Origin of the sequence: Amycolatopsis sp. BJA-103, from assembly GCF_002849735.1 — a bacterium.
Taxonomy (GTDB): domain Bacteria; phylum Actinomycetota; class Actinomycetes; order Mycobacteriales; family Pseudonocardiaceae; genus Amycolatopsis.
The window spans coordinates 5412037-5426510 of the sequence record NZ_CP017780.1; the positions used below are offsets into that span (position 1 = coordinate 5412037).

General features: G+C 69.3%; 14 protein-coding genes. 2 read left to right on the forward strand and 12 right to left on the reverse strand.

Annotated elements, in window-relative coordinates; all coding sequences use genetic code 11:
• Positions 1 to 27 precede the first annotated feature (27 nt).
• The 12 genes from BKN51_RS23470 to BKN51_RS23525 all read right to left on the reverse strand — a co-directional run bounded on the left by BKN51_RS23470 (position 28) and on the right by BKN51_RS23525 (position 12721).
• Complete coding sequence (locus BKN51_RS23470; RefSeq protein WP_003103110.1) at positions 28 to 267, reverse strand: RNA-binding protein; 240 nt, start codon at positions 265 to 267, stop codon at positions 28 to 30.
• On the reverse strand, positions 264 to 710 hold the full coding sequence (gene rpsP, locus BKN51_RS23475) for a 30S ribosomal protein S16 (protein WP_005154724.1): 447 nt from the start codon (positions 708 to 710) through the stop codon (positions 264 to 266). Before rpsP ends, BKN51_RS23470 begins: the two co-directional genes overlap by 4 nt.
• A gap of 158 nt (positions 711 to 868) precedes the next feature.
• Positions 869 to 1675, reverse strand: a complete 807-nt coding sequence (locus BKN51_RS23480) for a CPBP family intramembrane glutamic endopeptidase (RefSeq protein ID WP_101609652.1) — start codon at positions 1673 to 1675, stop codon at positions 869 to 871.
• A 57-nt stretch (positions 1676 to 1732) separates the two neighbouring features.
• Positions 1733 to 2482 (reverse strand): CPBP family intramembrane glutamic endopeptidase, encoded by a 750-nt coding sequence (locus tag BKN51_RS23485; protein ID WP_101609653.1) that lies wholly within the window; start codon positions 2480 to 2482, stop codon positions 1733 to 1735.
• A 45-nt stretch (positions 2483 to 2527) separates the two neighbouring features.
• The gene (locus tag BKN51_RS23490) at positions 2528 to 3601 is read right to left on the reverse strand and encodes an amidohydrolase family protein (RefSeq protein WP_101609654.1); all 1074 of its coding nucleotides are present in this window, start codon (positions 3599 to 3601) and stop codon (positions 2528 to 2530) included.
• Positions 3602 to 3603: 2 nt separating this feature from the next.
• Positions 3604 to 5148 (reverse strand): signal recognition particle protein, encoded by a 1545-nt coding sequence (gene ffh / locus BKN51_RS23495; RefSeq protein WP_101609655.1) that lies wholly within the window; start codon positions 5146 to 5148, stop codon positions 3604 to 3606.
• 78 nt (positions 5149 to 5226) lie between these two features.
• Positions 5227 to 6936 (reverse strand): pentapeptide repeat-containing protein, encoded by a 1710-nt coding sequence (locus tag BKN51_RS23500; protein ID WP_233223013.1) that lies wholly within the window; start codon positions 6934 to 6936, stop codon positions 5227 to 5229.
• 208 nt (positions 6937 to 7144) lie between these two features.
• Positions 7145 to 8011 (reverse strand): non-homologous end joining protein Ku, encoded by an 867-nt coding sequence (ku, locus tag BKN51_RS23505; protein WP_101609657.1) that lies wholly within the window; start codon positions 8009 to 8011, stop codon positions 7145 to 7147.
• Between the two features lie 50 nt (positions 8012 to 8061).
• Positions 8062 to 8454, reverse strand: a complete 393-nt coding sequence (locus BKN51_RS23510) for a hypothetical protein (RefSeq protein ID WP_101613414.1) — start codon at positions 8452 to 8454, stop codon at positions 8062 to 8064.
• Positions 8455 to 8672: 218 nt separating this feature from the next.
• Positions 8673 to 10982: a [protein-PII] uridylyltransferase gene (locus tag BKN51_RS23515; protein WP_101609658.1), complete on the reverse strand. Its 2310-nt coding sequence runs from the start codon at positions 10980 to 10982 to the stop codon at positions 8673 to 8675.
• Positions 10983 to 10991: 9 nt separating this feature from the next.
• Positions 10992 to 11330, reverse strand: coding sequence for a P-II family nitrogen regulator (locus BKN51_RS23520; RefSeq protein WP_020630602.1), 339 nt, complete (start codon positions 11328 to 11330; stop codon positions 10992 to 10994).
• Complete coding sequence (locus BKN51_RS23525) at positions 11327 to 12721, reverse strand: ammonium transporter (RefSeq protein WP_168214376.1); 1395 nt, start codon at positions 12719 to 12721, stop codon at positions 11327 to 11329. Before BKN51_RS23525 ends, BKN51_RS23520 begins: the two co-directional genes overlap by 4 nt.
• Positions 12722 to 12896: 175 nt before the next feature.
• Here BKN51_RS23525 and BKN51_RS23530 point away from each other — a divergent pair, with 175 nt between their 5' ends.
• Positions 12897 to 13757 carry a putative RNA methyltransferase gene (locus BKN51_RS23530; RefSeq protein WP_101609659.1) on the forward strand — a complete coding sequence of 287 codons (861 nt, stop codon included), beginning with the start codon at positions 12897 to 12899 and terminating at the stop codon, positions 13755 to 13757.
• Positions 13757 to 14371, forward strand: coding sequence for a (2Fe-2S)-binding protein (locus BKN51_RS23535; RefSeq protein WP_101609660.1), 615 nt, complete (start codon positions 13757 to 13759; stop codon positions 14369 to 14371). The genes BKN51_RS23530 and BKN51_RS23535 overlap by 1 nt, the downstream gene beginning before the upstream one ends.
• Positions 14372 to 14474: the final 103 nt, after the last annotated feature.

Consider the following 14474-nt stretch of genomic DNA (forward strand, 5'->3'; position numbering starts at 1 on the left):
GTGTTCCTGCGTTTCCTGTGTCCTTGGTCAGCGATCGGTGTCGACGACGTCCACGCGGACGCCGCGGCCACCGATGCCGCCCATGACGGTGCGCAGGGCGGTCGCGGTACGACCGCCCCGGCCGATCACCTTGCCGAGGTCGTCGGGGTGCACGTGCACCTCGAGCGTCCGGCCACGGCGTGTGGTCAGCAGCTCGACCCGGACCTCGTCCGGGTTGTCGACGATCCCGCGCACCAGGTGCTCGAGGGAGTCAGCGAGGAAACTCACGCCTCGGCCTTGTCACCCTCGGCGGCCTCGGCCTTGTCGGCTTCGGCCTTCTTCGGGGCGGACTTCTTCTTCGGCGTGGTGGCCTCGGCGGAGGCCGAGTCACCGGCGGCGGCGAGCGCGGCGTTGAACAGGTCCTGCTTCGACGGCTTCGGCTCGGCGACCTTCAGGGTGCCCTCGGCGCCCGGCAGGCCCTTGAACTTCTGCCAGTCACCGGTGATCTCGAGGATGCGCTGGACCGGCTCGGTCGGCTGGGCACCGACGGACAGCCAGTGCTGGGCCCGCTCGGTGTCGACCTCGATGAAGCTCGGCTCTTCCTTCGGGTGGTACTTGCCGATCGTCTCGATGGCCTTGCCATCACGGCGGGTGCGCGCGTCGGCGACGATGATGCGGTAGTACGGCGCACGGATCTTGCCGAGACGCTGAAGCTTGATCTTGACGGCCACGGGTGTGGGTACTCCTCAGTTCTCTCTGATGCATGTGGAAGGCGTACGAGAGCCGAGTGGGGAACGGCTACGCACACCCGAAGGTCCGGAGCTCGGGCGCGGTGAGAGGGTCCGGCCAAAGCAGGCAAGCGTACATTCTGCCAGACGCCGGACGGCCGTCAGAACGCGGCTATCCCAAGCGAGGCGAGCAGGATCGTCACGGCCGGGAGGAAGTTGTTCACCTGGTGGGCGACCACGCTGCCGAGCAATCGCCCGGTGAACACCCTGGCGAGCCCGATCGGGATCGCGATCACCAGCAGCAACGTGGTGCGCAGCGGCTCGAGGTGGCTCGCCGCGAAAACGGCCGTGGAGACCAGGAACGCCGCGATCCTCCCCCAGCGTTCGGTGCGCCACTGCAACCGCTCGACGGCGCCCCACAGGAGACCGCGGTAGATGATCTCCTCGCAGATCGGCCCGACCAGCCACAGGTAGATGAACATCACGACGGCCGCCGACACCGACATCCGGCGGTCCTCGACGAGCGCGCTGATCGCCGAAGTCGCGTTCTCGTTGCCCACGACCTGCGTCCAGGCCCAGGCGGCGAGCGAGGTGAACCCGAGCCCGAGCACCCCGAGTTTGAGCCCGACCTTGACGTCGGCCCAGCTCCAGCCGATCCGGAGATCGGCGAACGGGCCGTTGCCGCGGAGCCGGGTGATCAGCAGCGCGACCCCGGCCGCGACCATCGTCGGCACCATCGTGCCCAGCAGCACCATGCGCATCGGCAAGGGCTGACCGGGCTGGACGTCGCCGAGCAGGACGCTGATGAACGCCGCCGACGCGAGGAGAACGGCCTCCACCAAGAGGAAGGCCCCGAATCCCCAACGATGCGGCAGTGGCGTACCGGGGGCGGCCACCTCACCTCCGGCAGCGAGTTCGTCCGGCGGCGCGGCCTCGGGGATCGGCTCCCTGGGCTGAGATACGGTCACGCCGATCCTCCGGTGATCGTTCGGTTACTCACAGACTCTAGCCGCCCGGACCGGCGATCACCTCGCCGCGAAGAGCAATACAGCCGGTGGGAGGTTGTTGGCCGCGTGCGCGATGACGGCCGCGCTCACCCTGCCGGAGAGATAGCGGGCCAGGCCGATCGCGATCCCCTGGCCGAACAGCGCGATCGTGCGCGCGGCCTCCCCGTGCAACTGGGCGAACACCAGCGCGGTGACCAGCAGGATCACCCACGAGGGCAGGCGGTGGAAGCCCATCGCGTTCCAGAGCGTGCCGCGGAAGAGCAGTTCCTCGGTGACCGGGGCGGCGAGGACGACGATGACTGCGGCCAGTACCAGCCAGACGGTGTCGCCTCCGGTGGTTCCGGACAGCTCGGTGATCGGCCCGGGCGAGACGTCGGAAATGGTCCTGTCTGCGCCGTCGGTCCCGTAGACGGCCAGCAGGAGCAGGTTGAGGAGGTACCCGGCGGCGAGCGCGGCCGCTCCGCAGGCAAGGCCGATCCGGACGTCGCGCCAGGTGGGCTTGAGCCCGAAATCCGTGCGGAGTCCCCGTCCCCAGTGCTGCGAGCCGATCACGGGGCCGAGACCGAGCACGAGGGTCGGCAGGAACGCGAGGATCAGCAGCGGGCCGACGTCACGGAGTTCGAGAGGGTCGTAACCGCCGAAGCGACCCGACATCACGAAGCTCATGACGAGCGTGACGAGGTGGTATCCGGCGATGCCCGCGAAGAACGCTACGAACCCCCAGTGCGCTCCGAGCACCAAACGCTCGCGAGCCTGCCCGTCGTCCACCACGCCTCCACGCTAGGTACCGCTCCCGTTACGGATGGAGTCGGGTCAGGCGTAGATCTTGCCACGCAAGACGATGTGGCTCGGATGCCGGAGCACGGCGAGGTCCTCCCGCGGGTCAGACGGGTAGACCAGCAGGTCGGCGGAAGCCCCGTCGACGATCCCGGGTACGCCCAGCCACTCGCGAGCCGCCCAGGAGGCCGAAGCCAGCGCCTGCTCGGCGGACATGCCCGCCTTGTGCAGCGCCTCGATCTCGTCGACGAGCCTGCCGTGCTCGACCATGCCGCCCGCGTCGCTGCCGGCGTACACCCGGACGCCCGCCTCGATCGCCGTCGAGACCATCTCGCCGACGCCGGCGTGCAGCGCGCGCATGTGGTCGGCGTACACCGGGTACTTGCCCGCTTTTTCGGCGATACCGGGAAAGTTCTCGATGTTGATCAGCGTCGGCACGAGCGCGATCCCGCGTTCGGCGAGGACGCCCAGCTGGTCCGGCGTGAGTTCCGTGCCGTGTTCGAGGCAGTCGATACCCGCGTTGATCAGCCCCGGCAACGCGGCCTGGCCGAAGACGTGCGCCGTCACCTTGGCGCCCTCGGCGTGCGCGACGGCGATGGCCTCGGCGAGGACGTCGTCAGGCCACAGGGGTGCGAGGTCGCCGACACCGCGGTCGATCCAGTCCCCGACGAGCTTGACCCAGCCGTCGCCGTCACGGGCCTGCTCGGCGACCGCCTTCGGCAGCTCGGACGGGTCTTCGAGTTCGATGCCGAGGCCGGGGATGTAGCGCTTGCGCAGGGCGAGATGCCGTCCGGCGCGGATGATCCGCGGCAGATCGGCCCGTGCCTGCAGCGGCCGGACGTCGATCGGCAGGCCGCAGTCGCGGATCAGCAACGTCCCGGCGTCGCGGTCGACGATCGCCTGCCCGGCGGCCTCTTCGAGGGTGGTCGCACCGCCGACCCCGATGCCGGGGTGGCAATGCGCGTCGACCAGCCCGGGAACGAGAAAGCCTTCCCGGACAACGGTTTCCGCGCCGGCGACCGGTTCGGTGCTGACGCGGCCGCCGGTGATCCACAGCTCACGGTGCTCGCCGTCCGGCAGGACGACGCCCGCCAGATGCAGAGCCTCCACGGCTACTTGTCCTTCGGGAACTTGAACTTCGTGGGGTCGAAGCCCGGTACGTCGTTCATCCCGCCGAGCTGGGAGAGGTCGGGCATCCCGCCACCGGGGCCGCCGGGCATCCCGCCCGGAGGCAGCATCGGCATGCCACCGGGGAAGCCACCGCGGACCTTGGGCTGCGTGGGGCCGCGCCCCTTCCCCTTCTTCCCCTTCTTGCCCTTGCGGTTCTTGCTTCCGCCGCCCGCGCCGCCGAAGCCGAACCGGCCGGCCATCTGCGCCATCATCTTGCGCGCCTCGAAGAACCGGTTGACCAGGTCGTTGACGTCGCGGATGGCGACGCCCGAGCCCTTGGAGATCCGGATCCGGCGGGAGGCGTTGATGATCTTCGGGTCGTCGCGCTCGGCGGGGGTCATCCCGCGGATGATCGCCTGCAGCTTGTCGAGTTGCTTGTCGTCGACCTGGGCGAGCTGGTCCTTCATCTGCCCGGCGCCGGGCAGCATGCCGAGCAGGTTGCCGATCGGGCCCATCTTGCGGACCGCGAGCATCTGCTCGAGGAAGTCCTCCAGGGTGAGCTGGCCACTGCCGAGCTTGGCCGCGGTCTGCTCGGCCTTCTCCTGGTCGAAATGCTGCTCGGCCTGCTCGATGAGGCTGAGCACGTCACCCATGCCGAGGATCCGGCTGGCCATCCGGTCCGGGTGGAAGAGGTCGAAGTCCTCGAGCTTCTCACCGTTGGACGCGAACAGGATCGGCTGGCCGGTGACCTGGCGGACCGACAGCGCGGCACCACCGCGGGCGTCACCGTCGAGCTTGGTGAGCACGACGCCGGTGAACCCGACACCGTCACGGAACGCCTCGGCCGTGGTGACCGCGTCCTGACCGATCATCGCGTCGACGACGAACAGCGTCTCGTCCGGCGAAACGGCGTCGCGGATGTCCGCGGCCTGCTTCATCAGCTCTTCGTCGACGCCGAGACGGCCGGCGGTGTCGACGAGGACGATGTCGTGCTGGGCGCGCTTGGCTTCGTCGATGGCGCGGCGGGCGACGTCGACCGGGTCGCCGACGCCGTTGCCGGGCTCGGGCGCGAACGTGGTGACCCCGGCCCGCTCGCCGACGACCTGCAGCTGGGTGACCGCGTTGGGGCGCTGGAGGTCACAGGCGACCAGCAGCGGCGCGTGGCCCTGCTTCTTCAGCCAGAGCGCGAGCTTTCCGGCGAGGGTGGTCTTACCGGCACCCTGCAGACCCGCGAGCATGATCACCGTCGGCGGGTTCTTCGCGAACGTGAGCCGCCTGGTCTCGCCACCGAGGATGGTGACGAGTTCCTCGTTGACGATCTTGATGACCTGCTGCGCCGGGTTCAGCGCGCCGTGCACCTCGGCGCCCTTGGCGCGTTCCTTGATCCGGGCGATGAAGTCCTTGACCACCGACAGCGCGACATCCGCCTCGAGCAGCGCGATACGGATCTCGCGCGCGGTGGCGTCGATGTCGGCGTCGGAGAGCCTGCCCTTGCGAGACAGGGTCTGCAGGGCGGACGTGAGCCGATCGGAGAGGGTGTCGAACACGGGTGTGCACGCTCCAGCTGGGTCGTTGTGGCGTGCCGGTACGAACCGGCGGCTTCCCAGGGTAGTCGGTGTCCGGGGTCAGCGTTTGACGCGGTTGCGGACGGCCAGCAGGGTCAGGCCGAGCAGCAGGGGCCCGAGGACGCGCATGACCAGCCGCACGACCTCGCCGAACGGCGTCAGCTCCTTGGGCAGCGACGTCAGTTTCGTTTCCAGCGAAACGGTGCTCTGGGCGACATAGATGAGGGTGTCCCCGAAGGCGGGCGTGGTCTTGAAGCCGCCTAGCCGGAAGCCGACGCTTGCCAGCACGACAAGGACCGCCAGGGTCGTGAGGGCTCTGAGGGCGCGAAGGCCGTAACCGGAGATGAGCCAGTAGAGGTGGAGGATGAAGCGCTCGGACCAGGGGGTGGCCGGGCTGTGGCGGCGCATCTCCATCTCGCCGTAGTAGAAGTCGGCGGCGCCGGGTTCGTTCTTGCTGTCCTCCTGCGCCTTGCGAAGCTGGCGGTAGAGGTCGGCGATGCGGCGGGGGCCGACGGGAGCGTTCCGGTCGCGTCGCCACGCCTGTTCCTCGGCGAGGACCTGACGTCTTCGTCTGGTGGCGAACCGGCAGTCGCCTTCCAGGCGCAGTTTGTCCAGGTGGTGCGCGCCCGCGAACTCGCATCGCGCGAGGTCCACGTCCGTGAGCACCAGATCGGCGACATCCGTCCCGCTGATCGACGTCACCGAGGCGCCGGAAGCGGCGATGACGGTCGAGGGCTTGCCGAACACCACGCGGTCCAGATCCAGCGCGCCGCGGGAAACTGCGAGGCTGACCCCGCCCTCGAACGTCGTCTCGGCGCAGTCCATCTCGCGCACGTCGGCCTCGATGGACACTCGCTTGCCGAAGGTGGCGTGCCCGAGGTTCAGCGTTTTCGCCGTGATCGGCCCGAAGTACTCCGTGGCCTGGAAGTCCGCCCCGGCGAAGCTCGCCACCTCGCTCGCCGCAGCCTCCCTGAAGGTGGCTTCTCCGCCGAACTCGGCGTTCTCGAATCCGGCACGCCCGAGGAAACGCGCGCCTTCGAACCTGGCGTCCGCTTCGAACTTCGCGCGGCCGAAATTCGCGGCCCCTTTGAACACCTGCATGTCGAAATTGGCCCGCCCGTGGAAGTGAGCCTCGTCGAATCGGGCGTCGCCAGTGAAGCCGCCGTCGGTGACGAACCAGGCCTCGCCCCCGAAAACCACCGCGCGGAACGATGTCCGGCCGCCGAAGGCCGTTCCCTGGAAGTCGGCGCGCTCATCGAACGCGGCGCCATCGAACCGGGCATGGCGGTGAAAGGTCGCGTCCTTGAACGGAACGGTACGGAAGCTCGCGCGGTCGAACCTCACGTCGCCGACGAATTCCGCGCCTTCGAAAGTGGCGTCCGGGAATCTGACGCCTTCGAACCACGCGCTGTCGAGGAAGACCGCTTTGTGAAAGGAAGCGCCGGTGTCGAAGGAGACCGCCTCGAACTGAACGGTGCTTTCGAATCTCACCTCGCCGAAATCGGCCCATCCGAACCGCCTGCCCACCGCTCCGATGAGGCGTCGCAGGAGGTCGCCGGACAACGTGGTGCCGCTCAGATGGACATCGGAACCCGCGGCGAGACCGTCGAAGTAGCGGTCCTGGTGGGTCGGATGAAGATGCGCCAGGCAGCGATCGAAGTCACCGATCCGCACACCACGACAGCCCTCGAGACCACACGCTGCCCAGGCTTCGCCCATGGCGACCTTCCTAACGCAAAACAGGGCTCCGGGACCGGTCGCCCCTCGCAAACCGGTACCGGAGCCCCTACGGAAGGCTCGCCTCCCCGCGAGCCGACCGTAAGCACACTTGGCGAGCTTCGCGGGACTTCGTATCGCCGGACCCCCAGTACCAGGCGATTCGCTGCCCGCGCTCTCGCCGCGCGATGGCATAACAATGCCCGGTCACCGCGGGGTCACGGCAGCGTGAAGACCCCCAACTACCCCTGGGTAGAACTACTCAACTGGTCTTGGCCGACGACGCCGACGAAGCCCTCTTCGCCCGCGTCCGCGCCTGACGTGCCTTGTCCGCCGCCTTCTTGGCCTTCTCCACAGGCGCGCGGTCGGCCTCGACCGCGCTTCGCTGCAGAGCCGCCAGTAGCCGCGTCACGCCCTCCGCCTGTTCGGCGGCGGTCGGCTGGAGGACGTCGTCGCCGTCCAGCTTGGCCTGGATGAGCGCTTCGAGCGCTTCCCGGTAGCGATCGGTGTACCGGCCGGGGTCGAAGTCCTGCGTGAGGTCTTCGATCAGCGAGACCGCGTTCCGCAGCTCCCCGCGCCGCAGGTCGACGTCCTCGTGCAGGAACGGGAAGTCGGGCCGCCGGATCTCGTCGGGCCACAGCATCGTCTCGAGCAGGATCACCTGGTCCCGCACGCGCAGCGCGCCCAGCGTTTCGCGCTGCCTCAGCGTCACCTTCACGATCGCGATCCGCCCGGACTGCTGCAGCGCCTCGCTCAACAGCACGTACGGCTTGGTACCCGAGGGCTCGGGTTCGAGGTAGTAGCTGCGCGCGAAGTACATCGAGTCGACCTGCTCGGCCGGGGTGAAGCCGACGACGTCCATCGACTGGGTGGTCGGCGCGAGCAACGAAGCGAAGTCACCGCCGGTCAGCAGGACGACGTCGCCGTTGGGAACGGGGTGGCCCTTGGCGATCTCGGCCGCGGGCACCTCGGCGCCGTCGACCTCGCAGACCCACTTCACCCGCACCCGGCCGCCGTCCGGCTCGTGCACCTGGTGGAGGGGGACGTTGTGCTCTTCGGTCGCGCTGTACGCCTTCACCGGAATGGCGTAGGTCCCGAATCCGATCGTGCCTTTCCACACCGCCCGCATGGCCCACCTCCGCCTGGTCAGCGTATCCACGGGCCGAAGCGGCGGGACAGCTACAAACGGGTGTCAGGGGCGACTGATTCGCTCACACATTCGAATGACGGCCGCGACTCGGCGAGTGCTTCGGCCGAACAGTCGACAGCGGTGGCGGCCGCTCGGAGTACTTCCGCGACGACCTCGACATCGATCGTCCTGGCGGTGGCCAGCACGCCTTCTCCCCCGACCTCGACCCGGCCCGCCATGCCCTCGAGCGCGATGGCCAAGGCCTGCTGGCCTGCGACGAGGTGCCGCACCACCTTGAGCAGTTCGGGCACGGTCGCGGCGGTACCGGACGCGGTCAGCGAGACGGCGAGGTCGTCCGCGCAGGCCCGGAAGTGGGAGGCGACAACGGTCGGCGGCAGCGTGAGCCGCTGCGGCCCTGGCGGGTTCTGCTCGTGACCCAGCACGCGCTCACCGCCCTCCGGATCCTTCGGGTCTCGACCGCGCACATCCTGCCACCGCTACCCTCTGCCCTTCGCGCGACACCCCGTTCACCGTGCCCGCCATAACCGGAAGGCGCCGTTCCGAAACCGGAAACCCTTGCCGGACAAGGGGTCCGAGGTGGATGGATTCGTGGCACGGGCCGGATCACAGCACGAATAAAGAAGTCGTCACCACTTCCCGGTCAGGAAGCCGCGGCCAGCAGCGCGGCTTCGATCTTCGACCGCCACGCCTGGTCGACCCGGCCGGTCCGCGGCGCGACGGCGAACGAGTCGACGACCGCGCCGCCGAGGGTGGCCACCTTCGCCCAGCGCACCTCGGCCTCGCAGCGCCGCAGCGCGCCCGCGACCCGGTACAGGAGCCCGATCCGGTTCGCGGCCCGCAGCTCGACCACGACCGTGTCCTGCCCGCTGGTCTCGTCGTCGAACCAGATCACCTTCGCGTTCGCGGTAGGAGTCTCGCCGTAGTCCCGTTCCTTCGCCGCGAGCCGCTGGGTCAGCGGCATCGTCCCGGCCACCGCCCTGGCGAACTGCTCACGCAGCAACGTGACGTCGGGCAGCGAGCCGAACTTCGGCGACGCGGTGAACACCCCCGCCCGTCCCCCGTCGTGCCCGCGCAGCACCGCCGCGTGGACCTCCAGTGAGTTCAGCGCGAGCACGCCCGCGGCGGGAGCCAGCAGTTCGGCACGGGCCGGGACCGCGAGCACCACGGTCACGACCTTGCCCGCGGCGGTGATCCGCACCTCGCCGCGGCCGGACGCGACGGCCTCGGCGACGAGTTCCCGTTGCTCGGCGCCCATCGGCTCCGGCGGGAGAAAACCCTTGCCGTGCAACGCCTCTTCGCAACCGGACACGAGTTCGGCGAGCAGGCGGGCCTTCCAGTCGGTCCACACGCCCGGTCCGGTGGCCAGCGAATCGGCCGTCGTCAGCGCGTGCAGCAACTCCAGCAGGACCAGGTTCTCGTCGAGGGTCTTCGTCACCCGCTGGATCGTGGCCGGATCGCTGATGTCCCGCCGCGTCGCGGTATGCGGGAGCAGCAGGTGATGCCGCACCATCGCCGACACCAGTGCCACGTCAGGCTCCGACAGCCCGAGCCGGGCCGCCACCTGGGCACTGATCTTCGCGCCGAGTTCGGAATGGTCCGCGTCCCGGCCCTTGCCGATGTCGTGCAACAGCGCGCCGATCAGCAACAGATCCGGCCGCGAAACGGTGGTCGTCAGTTTCGACGCCTCCACCGCGGCGCGCACGAGATGCCGGTCGACGGTCCACGAGTGCACCGGCGACCTCGGCGGGAGATCCCGCACCGCCCCCCATTCGGGGAACAACCGTGCCCAGAGACCTGTCCGATCGAGCGCTTCGACGGCGTCGACGAGTCCTTCGCCCGCTCCGAGCAGCTCCACCAGTGCCTTGAGGGCGTCGGCGGGCCACGGCGCGCGCAGTTCCGGCGCCGTTTCGGCGAGCGCCCGCAGGGTCCCGTGCGAAATCGGCTTCCGGATCCGGGCCGACGCGGCGGCGACCCGCAGCAGCAGCGCCGGATCCTTGGCGGGCACCGCGTCCCGCGCCAGCGCGACCTCGTTCCCGTGCAGGACCACACCTTCGTCGAGCGGCGTCCGCACCGGCCGCCGCCCGAATCGTGCCCTGGGTGGTTCCACAGTGGACCGGAGGGCGACGTCGACCGCGTACGCGATCGTCCGCCCGACACCGGAAAGCTTGCGCGCCAAGGTGAACCGGTCGCCGAAGCCGAGTTCGCCCGCGACCGTCTCGGCCTCCGGCGCGCTGAGGATGTCGCGCTCCCGGCGCAGTTCCTTGCGCAGTTCGGTCCGGACGTCGAGCAGCAGGCTCTTGGCCTCCAGCAGTTCCTCGCCGGGCCTCGCCGTCAGCTGTGCCGCCGCCAGCGCTTCCAAAACGGCGAAGTCGCGAAGCCCGCCTCGTCCGTGCTTGAGATCCGGCTCGGCGGACTGTGCGATCTCGCCACTGCGGGCCCAGCGTTGACGCACCGCGTCCGACAGCTCGCCGACCCGCTTCCTGGCCGACCGCCGCCACTCGTCCCGCGCCGCGGCCGCCAGCCTGGCGGTGATCTCGGCGTCCCCGGCGATATGGCGGATGTCGAGCAGCCCCATCGCGGTCCGCAGGTCCTCGGACGCCACTTTCAGCGCCTCGCCCGGTGTGCGGACCGAGTGGTCGAGGCCGATCTTGGCGTCCCACAACGGATACCAGATCGCGTCGGCGATCTCACCGACGCGGGAGTTGCCGTTGTGCAGCAACAACAGGTCGAGGTCGGAGAAGGGCACCAGTTCCCGGCGCCCCAGGCCTCCGACGGCGGCCAGCGCGACACCGGGTTCAGCGGTGTCGACGCCGGCCGCCGCGGCGCCCTTGCCCAACCAGAATTCGTAGAGGTCGACCAGGGCCGCCCGCAGCGCGGCCGCCCCTAGCCTCCCGTGCCTGCCCTCGAGCAATCGCTCGGTGGCCTTGACCAGCTCACCCCCGTCAGCCATCCCTGACGCCTATAGGGCGTCCGAGCCGCGTTCGCCGGTTCGTACCCGGATCACCGTCTCGACCGGCGTCACCCAGATCTTCCCGTCACCGATCTTTCCGGTGTGGGCGGCCGTGGTGATCGCGTCGAGGACCTTCTCGACGTTGGAGTCGTCGGTGACGACCTCCACCCGCAGCTTCGCCACGAAGTCCACGGAGTACTCCGCTCCCCGGTAGACCTCGGTGTGGCCCTTCTGCCTGCCGTAGCCCTGCACCTCGCTGACCGTCATGCCGAGCACGCCCAGCTGTTCCAGCGCGGAACGGACGTCGTCGAGCGTGAACGGCTTGACGATCGCGGTGATCAGCTTCATGCCTTGCTCTCCTCGAGTTTCGTGGCCGCGTTGCCGGTGGGCGCCTTGACCGGGATGCTGGTCGGCTGGCCGAGGCCGCCGCCCGAACCGGTGAAGTCGTACGCGCTCTCCGCGTGCTGGGCCTCATCGATACCACTGACCTCGTCCTCCGCGCTGACGCGGAACCCGCCGAGCTTCTTGATCACCCAGCCGATGACGAAGGTGAGCACGAACGAGTAGCCGAGGACCACGGCCGCCGCGAGCGCCTGCTTGCCGAGCTGGCCGAGGCCGCCGCCGTAGAACAGGCCGTCGACGCCGAGCGAGTTGACGCTGGTGGTGCCGAAGAAGCCGATGAGCAGCGTACCGACCAGACCACCCACGAGGTGGACGCCGACGACGTCGAGGGAGTCGTCGAAACCGAAGCGGAACTTGAGGCTGATCGCCAGGGCGCACAGGGCACCGGCGATGAGGCCGATGGCGATGGCACCCAGCGGGCTGACGAACCCGGCCGCCGGGGTGATCGCGACGAGACCCGCGACGGCACCGGAAGCGGCACCCAGCGTGGTCGGCTTGCCGATCTTGATCTGCTCGATGATCAGCCAGCCGAGGATGGCGGCCGCGGTCGCGACGGTGGTGTTGGTGAACGCGACGGCGGCGAGGTCGTTGGCGGCCAGCGACGAACCGGCGTTGAAGCCGTACCAGCCGAACCACAGCAACGCGGCACCCAGCAGCACGAACGGCACGTTGTGCGGACGTCCGGTGCCCTTCGGCCAGCCCTTGCGCTTGCCGAGCACGATCGCCAGCGCCAGACCGGCCGCACCGGCGTTGATGTGGACCGCGGTACCGCCCGCGAAGTCGAGCGCCTTGAGCTGGTTGGCGATCCAGCCGCCGACCGAATCGGCGCCGATGAAGCCGTTGAACGAGAACACCCAGTGCGCCACCGGGAAGTACACGATGGTCACCCACACCGCGACGAACAGCGTCCAGCCCCAGAACTTGGCGCGGTCGGCGATGGCGCCGGAGATCAGCGCGGGCGTGATGATCGCGAACATCAGCTGGAACATCACGAAGGCGAACAGCGGCAGCCCGTCCGCGCCGGGCCAGGCGACCTCGGGCGCGGTGTCGGTCGCGGCGGTCGCGAACCCGGCGAGTTTGCCGGAGATGTTCGAGAGACCGGCGAAGTCGAAGTTACCGAGCAACCCTCCGCCGATATCGTTGCCGAACGCCATCGTGAAGCCGTACAGCGTCCAGAGGACACCGACGACGGCGAGCGCGATGAAGTTCATCATCAGCATGTTCAAAACGCTCTTCGCGCGGACCATGCCGCCGTAGAAGAACGCCAATCCCGGTGTCATGAGCATGACCAGCGCGGCGCTGATCAGTACCCATGCCGTGTCTCCTGCGTTCAGCACAATCTTCCTCCCGTGCCTGGGGTGTACTGCGCAGGAATTTTTGGACCGGGGTGTTTCCTCGGGCGGCGATTCAGGTTTCACCCGCGTGAACTGTCGGTGCGGCGTTGTTACGTCCAGGTTTCCGCAGACCTGGTGCGTTCTGTCCGGTTGCGAAACGTCGTGGTCGAATAGCCCCATGAACGCACGTGCATCCGGCAATCACCCGCTGCCACCGGAGATCGTCCGGTCACTGCGGTGTTCGCTCTGCGGTGACCCGGTCGGGGCAATCGAGCACACGATGCGTTGTGAACGTGGCCACTCGTTCGACGTAGCGAAGCAGGGCTACGTCAATCTTCTGCACGCTCGCATCCCCGCGGGCACGGCGGACACCGCGCCGATGGTCGCGGCTCGCGTCGACCTCCTCGCTTCGGGTGTCTATCTCCCTCTCGCCGACGCCCTCGCGGAGGTGGCTTCAGAGCACGTACAGGACGGGCTGATCATCGACGCCGGCGCGGGCACGGGGTACTACCTCGCGCACGTGCTCGACGCCGTCCCCGCCGCGCACGGGCTGGCGCTCGACGTCTCCGCCGTCGCCCTGCGCCGGGCCGCTCGCGCACACGCGCGCGCGGGCGCGGCCGTGTGGAATCTGTGGGAGCCCTGGCCGGTGGCGAGCTCGAGCGCGTCGCTGATCCTCAACGTCTTCGCGCCCCGCAACGCCTCACAGTTCCATCGAGTCCTGACCGCGGACGGGCTGCTGGTCGTCGCGACGCCGAACCCCGGGCATCTCCGGGAGTTGGGCGACCTGGTGATCTCCGTCGACGGCGGCAAGGACGCGCGGCTGGAGGAAACCCTCGGCGAGCGTTTCGGCCGGGTGGACCGGCGCGATGTCACCGAACGGGTGACACTGTCGCCCGCCCAGATCCGCCAGGTCGTCGAGATGGGCCCGAGCGCGCACCACCTCCACCGCGACGGACGCCGCGAGCGGCTCGACGCGATCGCCGAGGCGGTGGACGTCACCACGTCGTTCAGCGTCACGCTGTACCGGCCGGTGCCCTGATGGAGGCGCCCGCGACCCTGCTCGCCGACGCGGCCTGGGTCAGCGCCCGCATCGGCGGCGCCGCCAAGCTCTACGGCTGTTCCCGGCCCGAGGTCCTCGGCACGATCTGGTGGTACTCGCTCTCCTCGGTCCTCGTGGCGCCGTCAGTCGAGTCGCTCGTGCGGGGTGAGCCGTTGGATCCGTCGCTCGACGCCGTCACCATCGACCTCGTCCCGGACGGCCGCTTCACCGGCGCGCGGTCGTCACGGGTCCTTTCCGGCGGTCTGGCCGAACTCGGCGAAGCGTTCGCCGGGGCACTGGGCACGGCGATCGGCACCATCTCGGACGTCACGGGGGCGAATCCGCGCGCACTGGGCGCGATCGCGACGGATTCGATCGGCAACCGCCTCCTGTGGACCGGCGACACCGAACGGGCGATCGCGCTGGCGGCCCCGCTCGTGACCGCGATCGGGCTCGGGATGCCGGAGCCGCGGTTCTCCCGTGTCGGGCGGAACACCGTGGTGCGCCGTGCTTCCTGCTGCCTGATCTACGAAGCGGGAAATCCGAAGTGCACCAGTTGCCCCCGGCAGGCCCCGGAGGAACGGGACCGGCGCCTTCGGGCCGCTCTCGGTTAGAGGCCGGTCCGTGGCCAAAGTGCCGGAACGCGTCGGTCCGGGTGGTCGTGAGTGGCGATTCGTGTTCTGTTGAGGAGAAGGGCAAACGGTGGCGTGCTCTTGC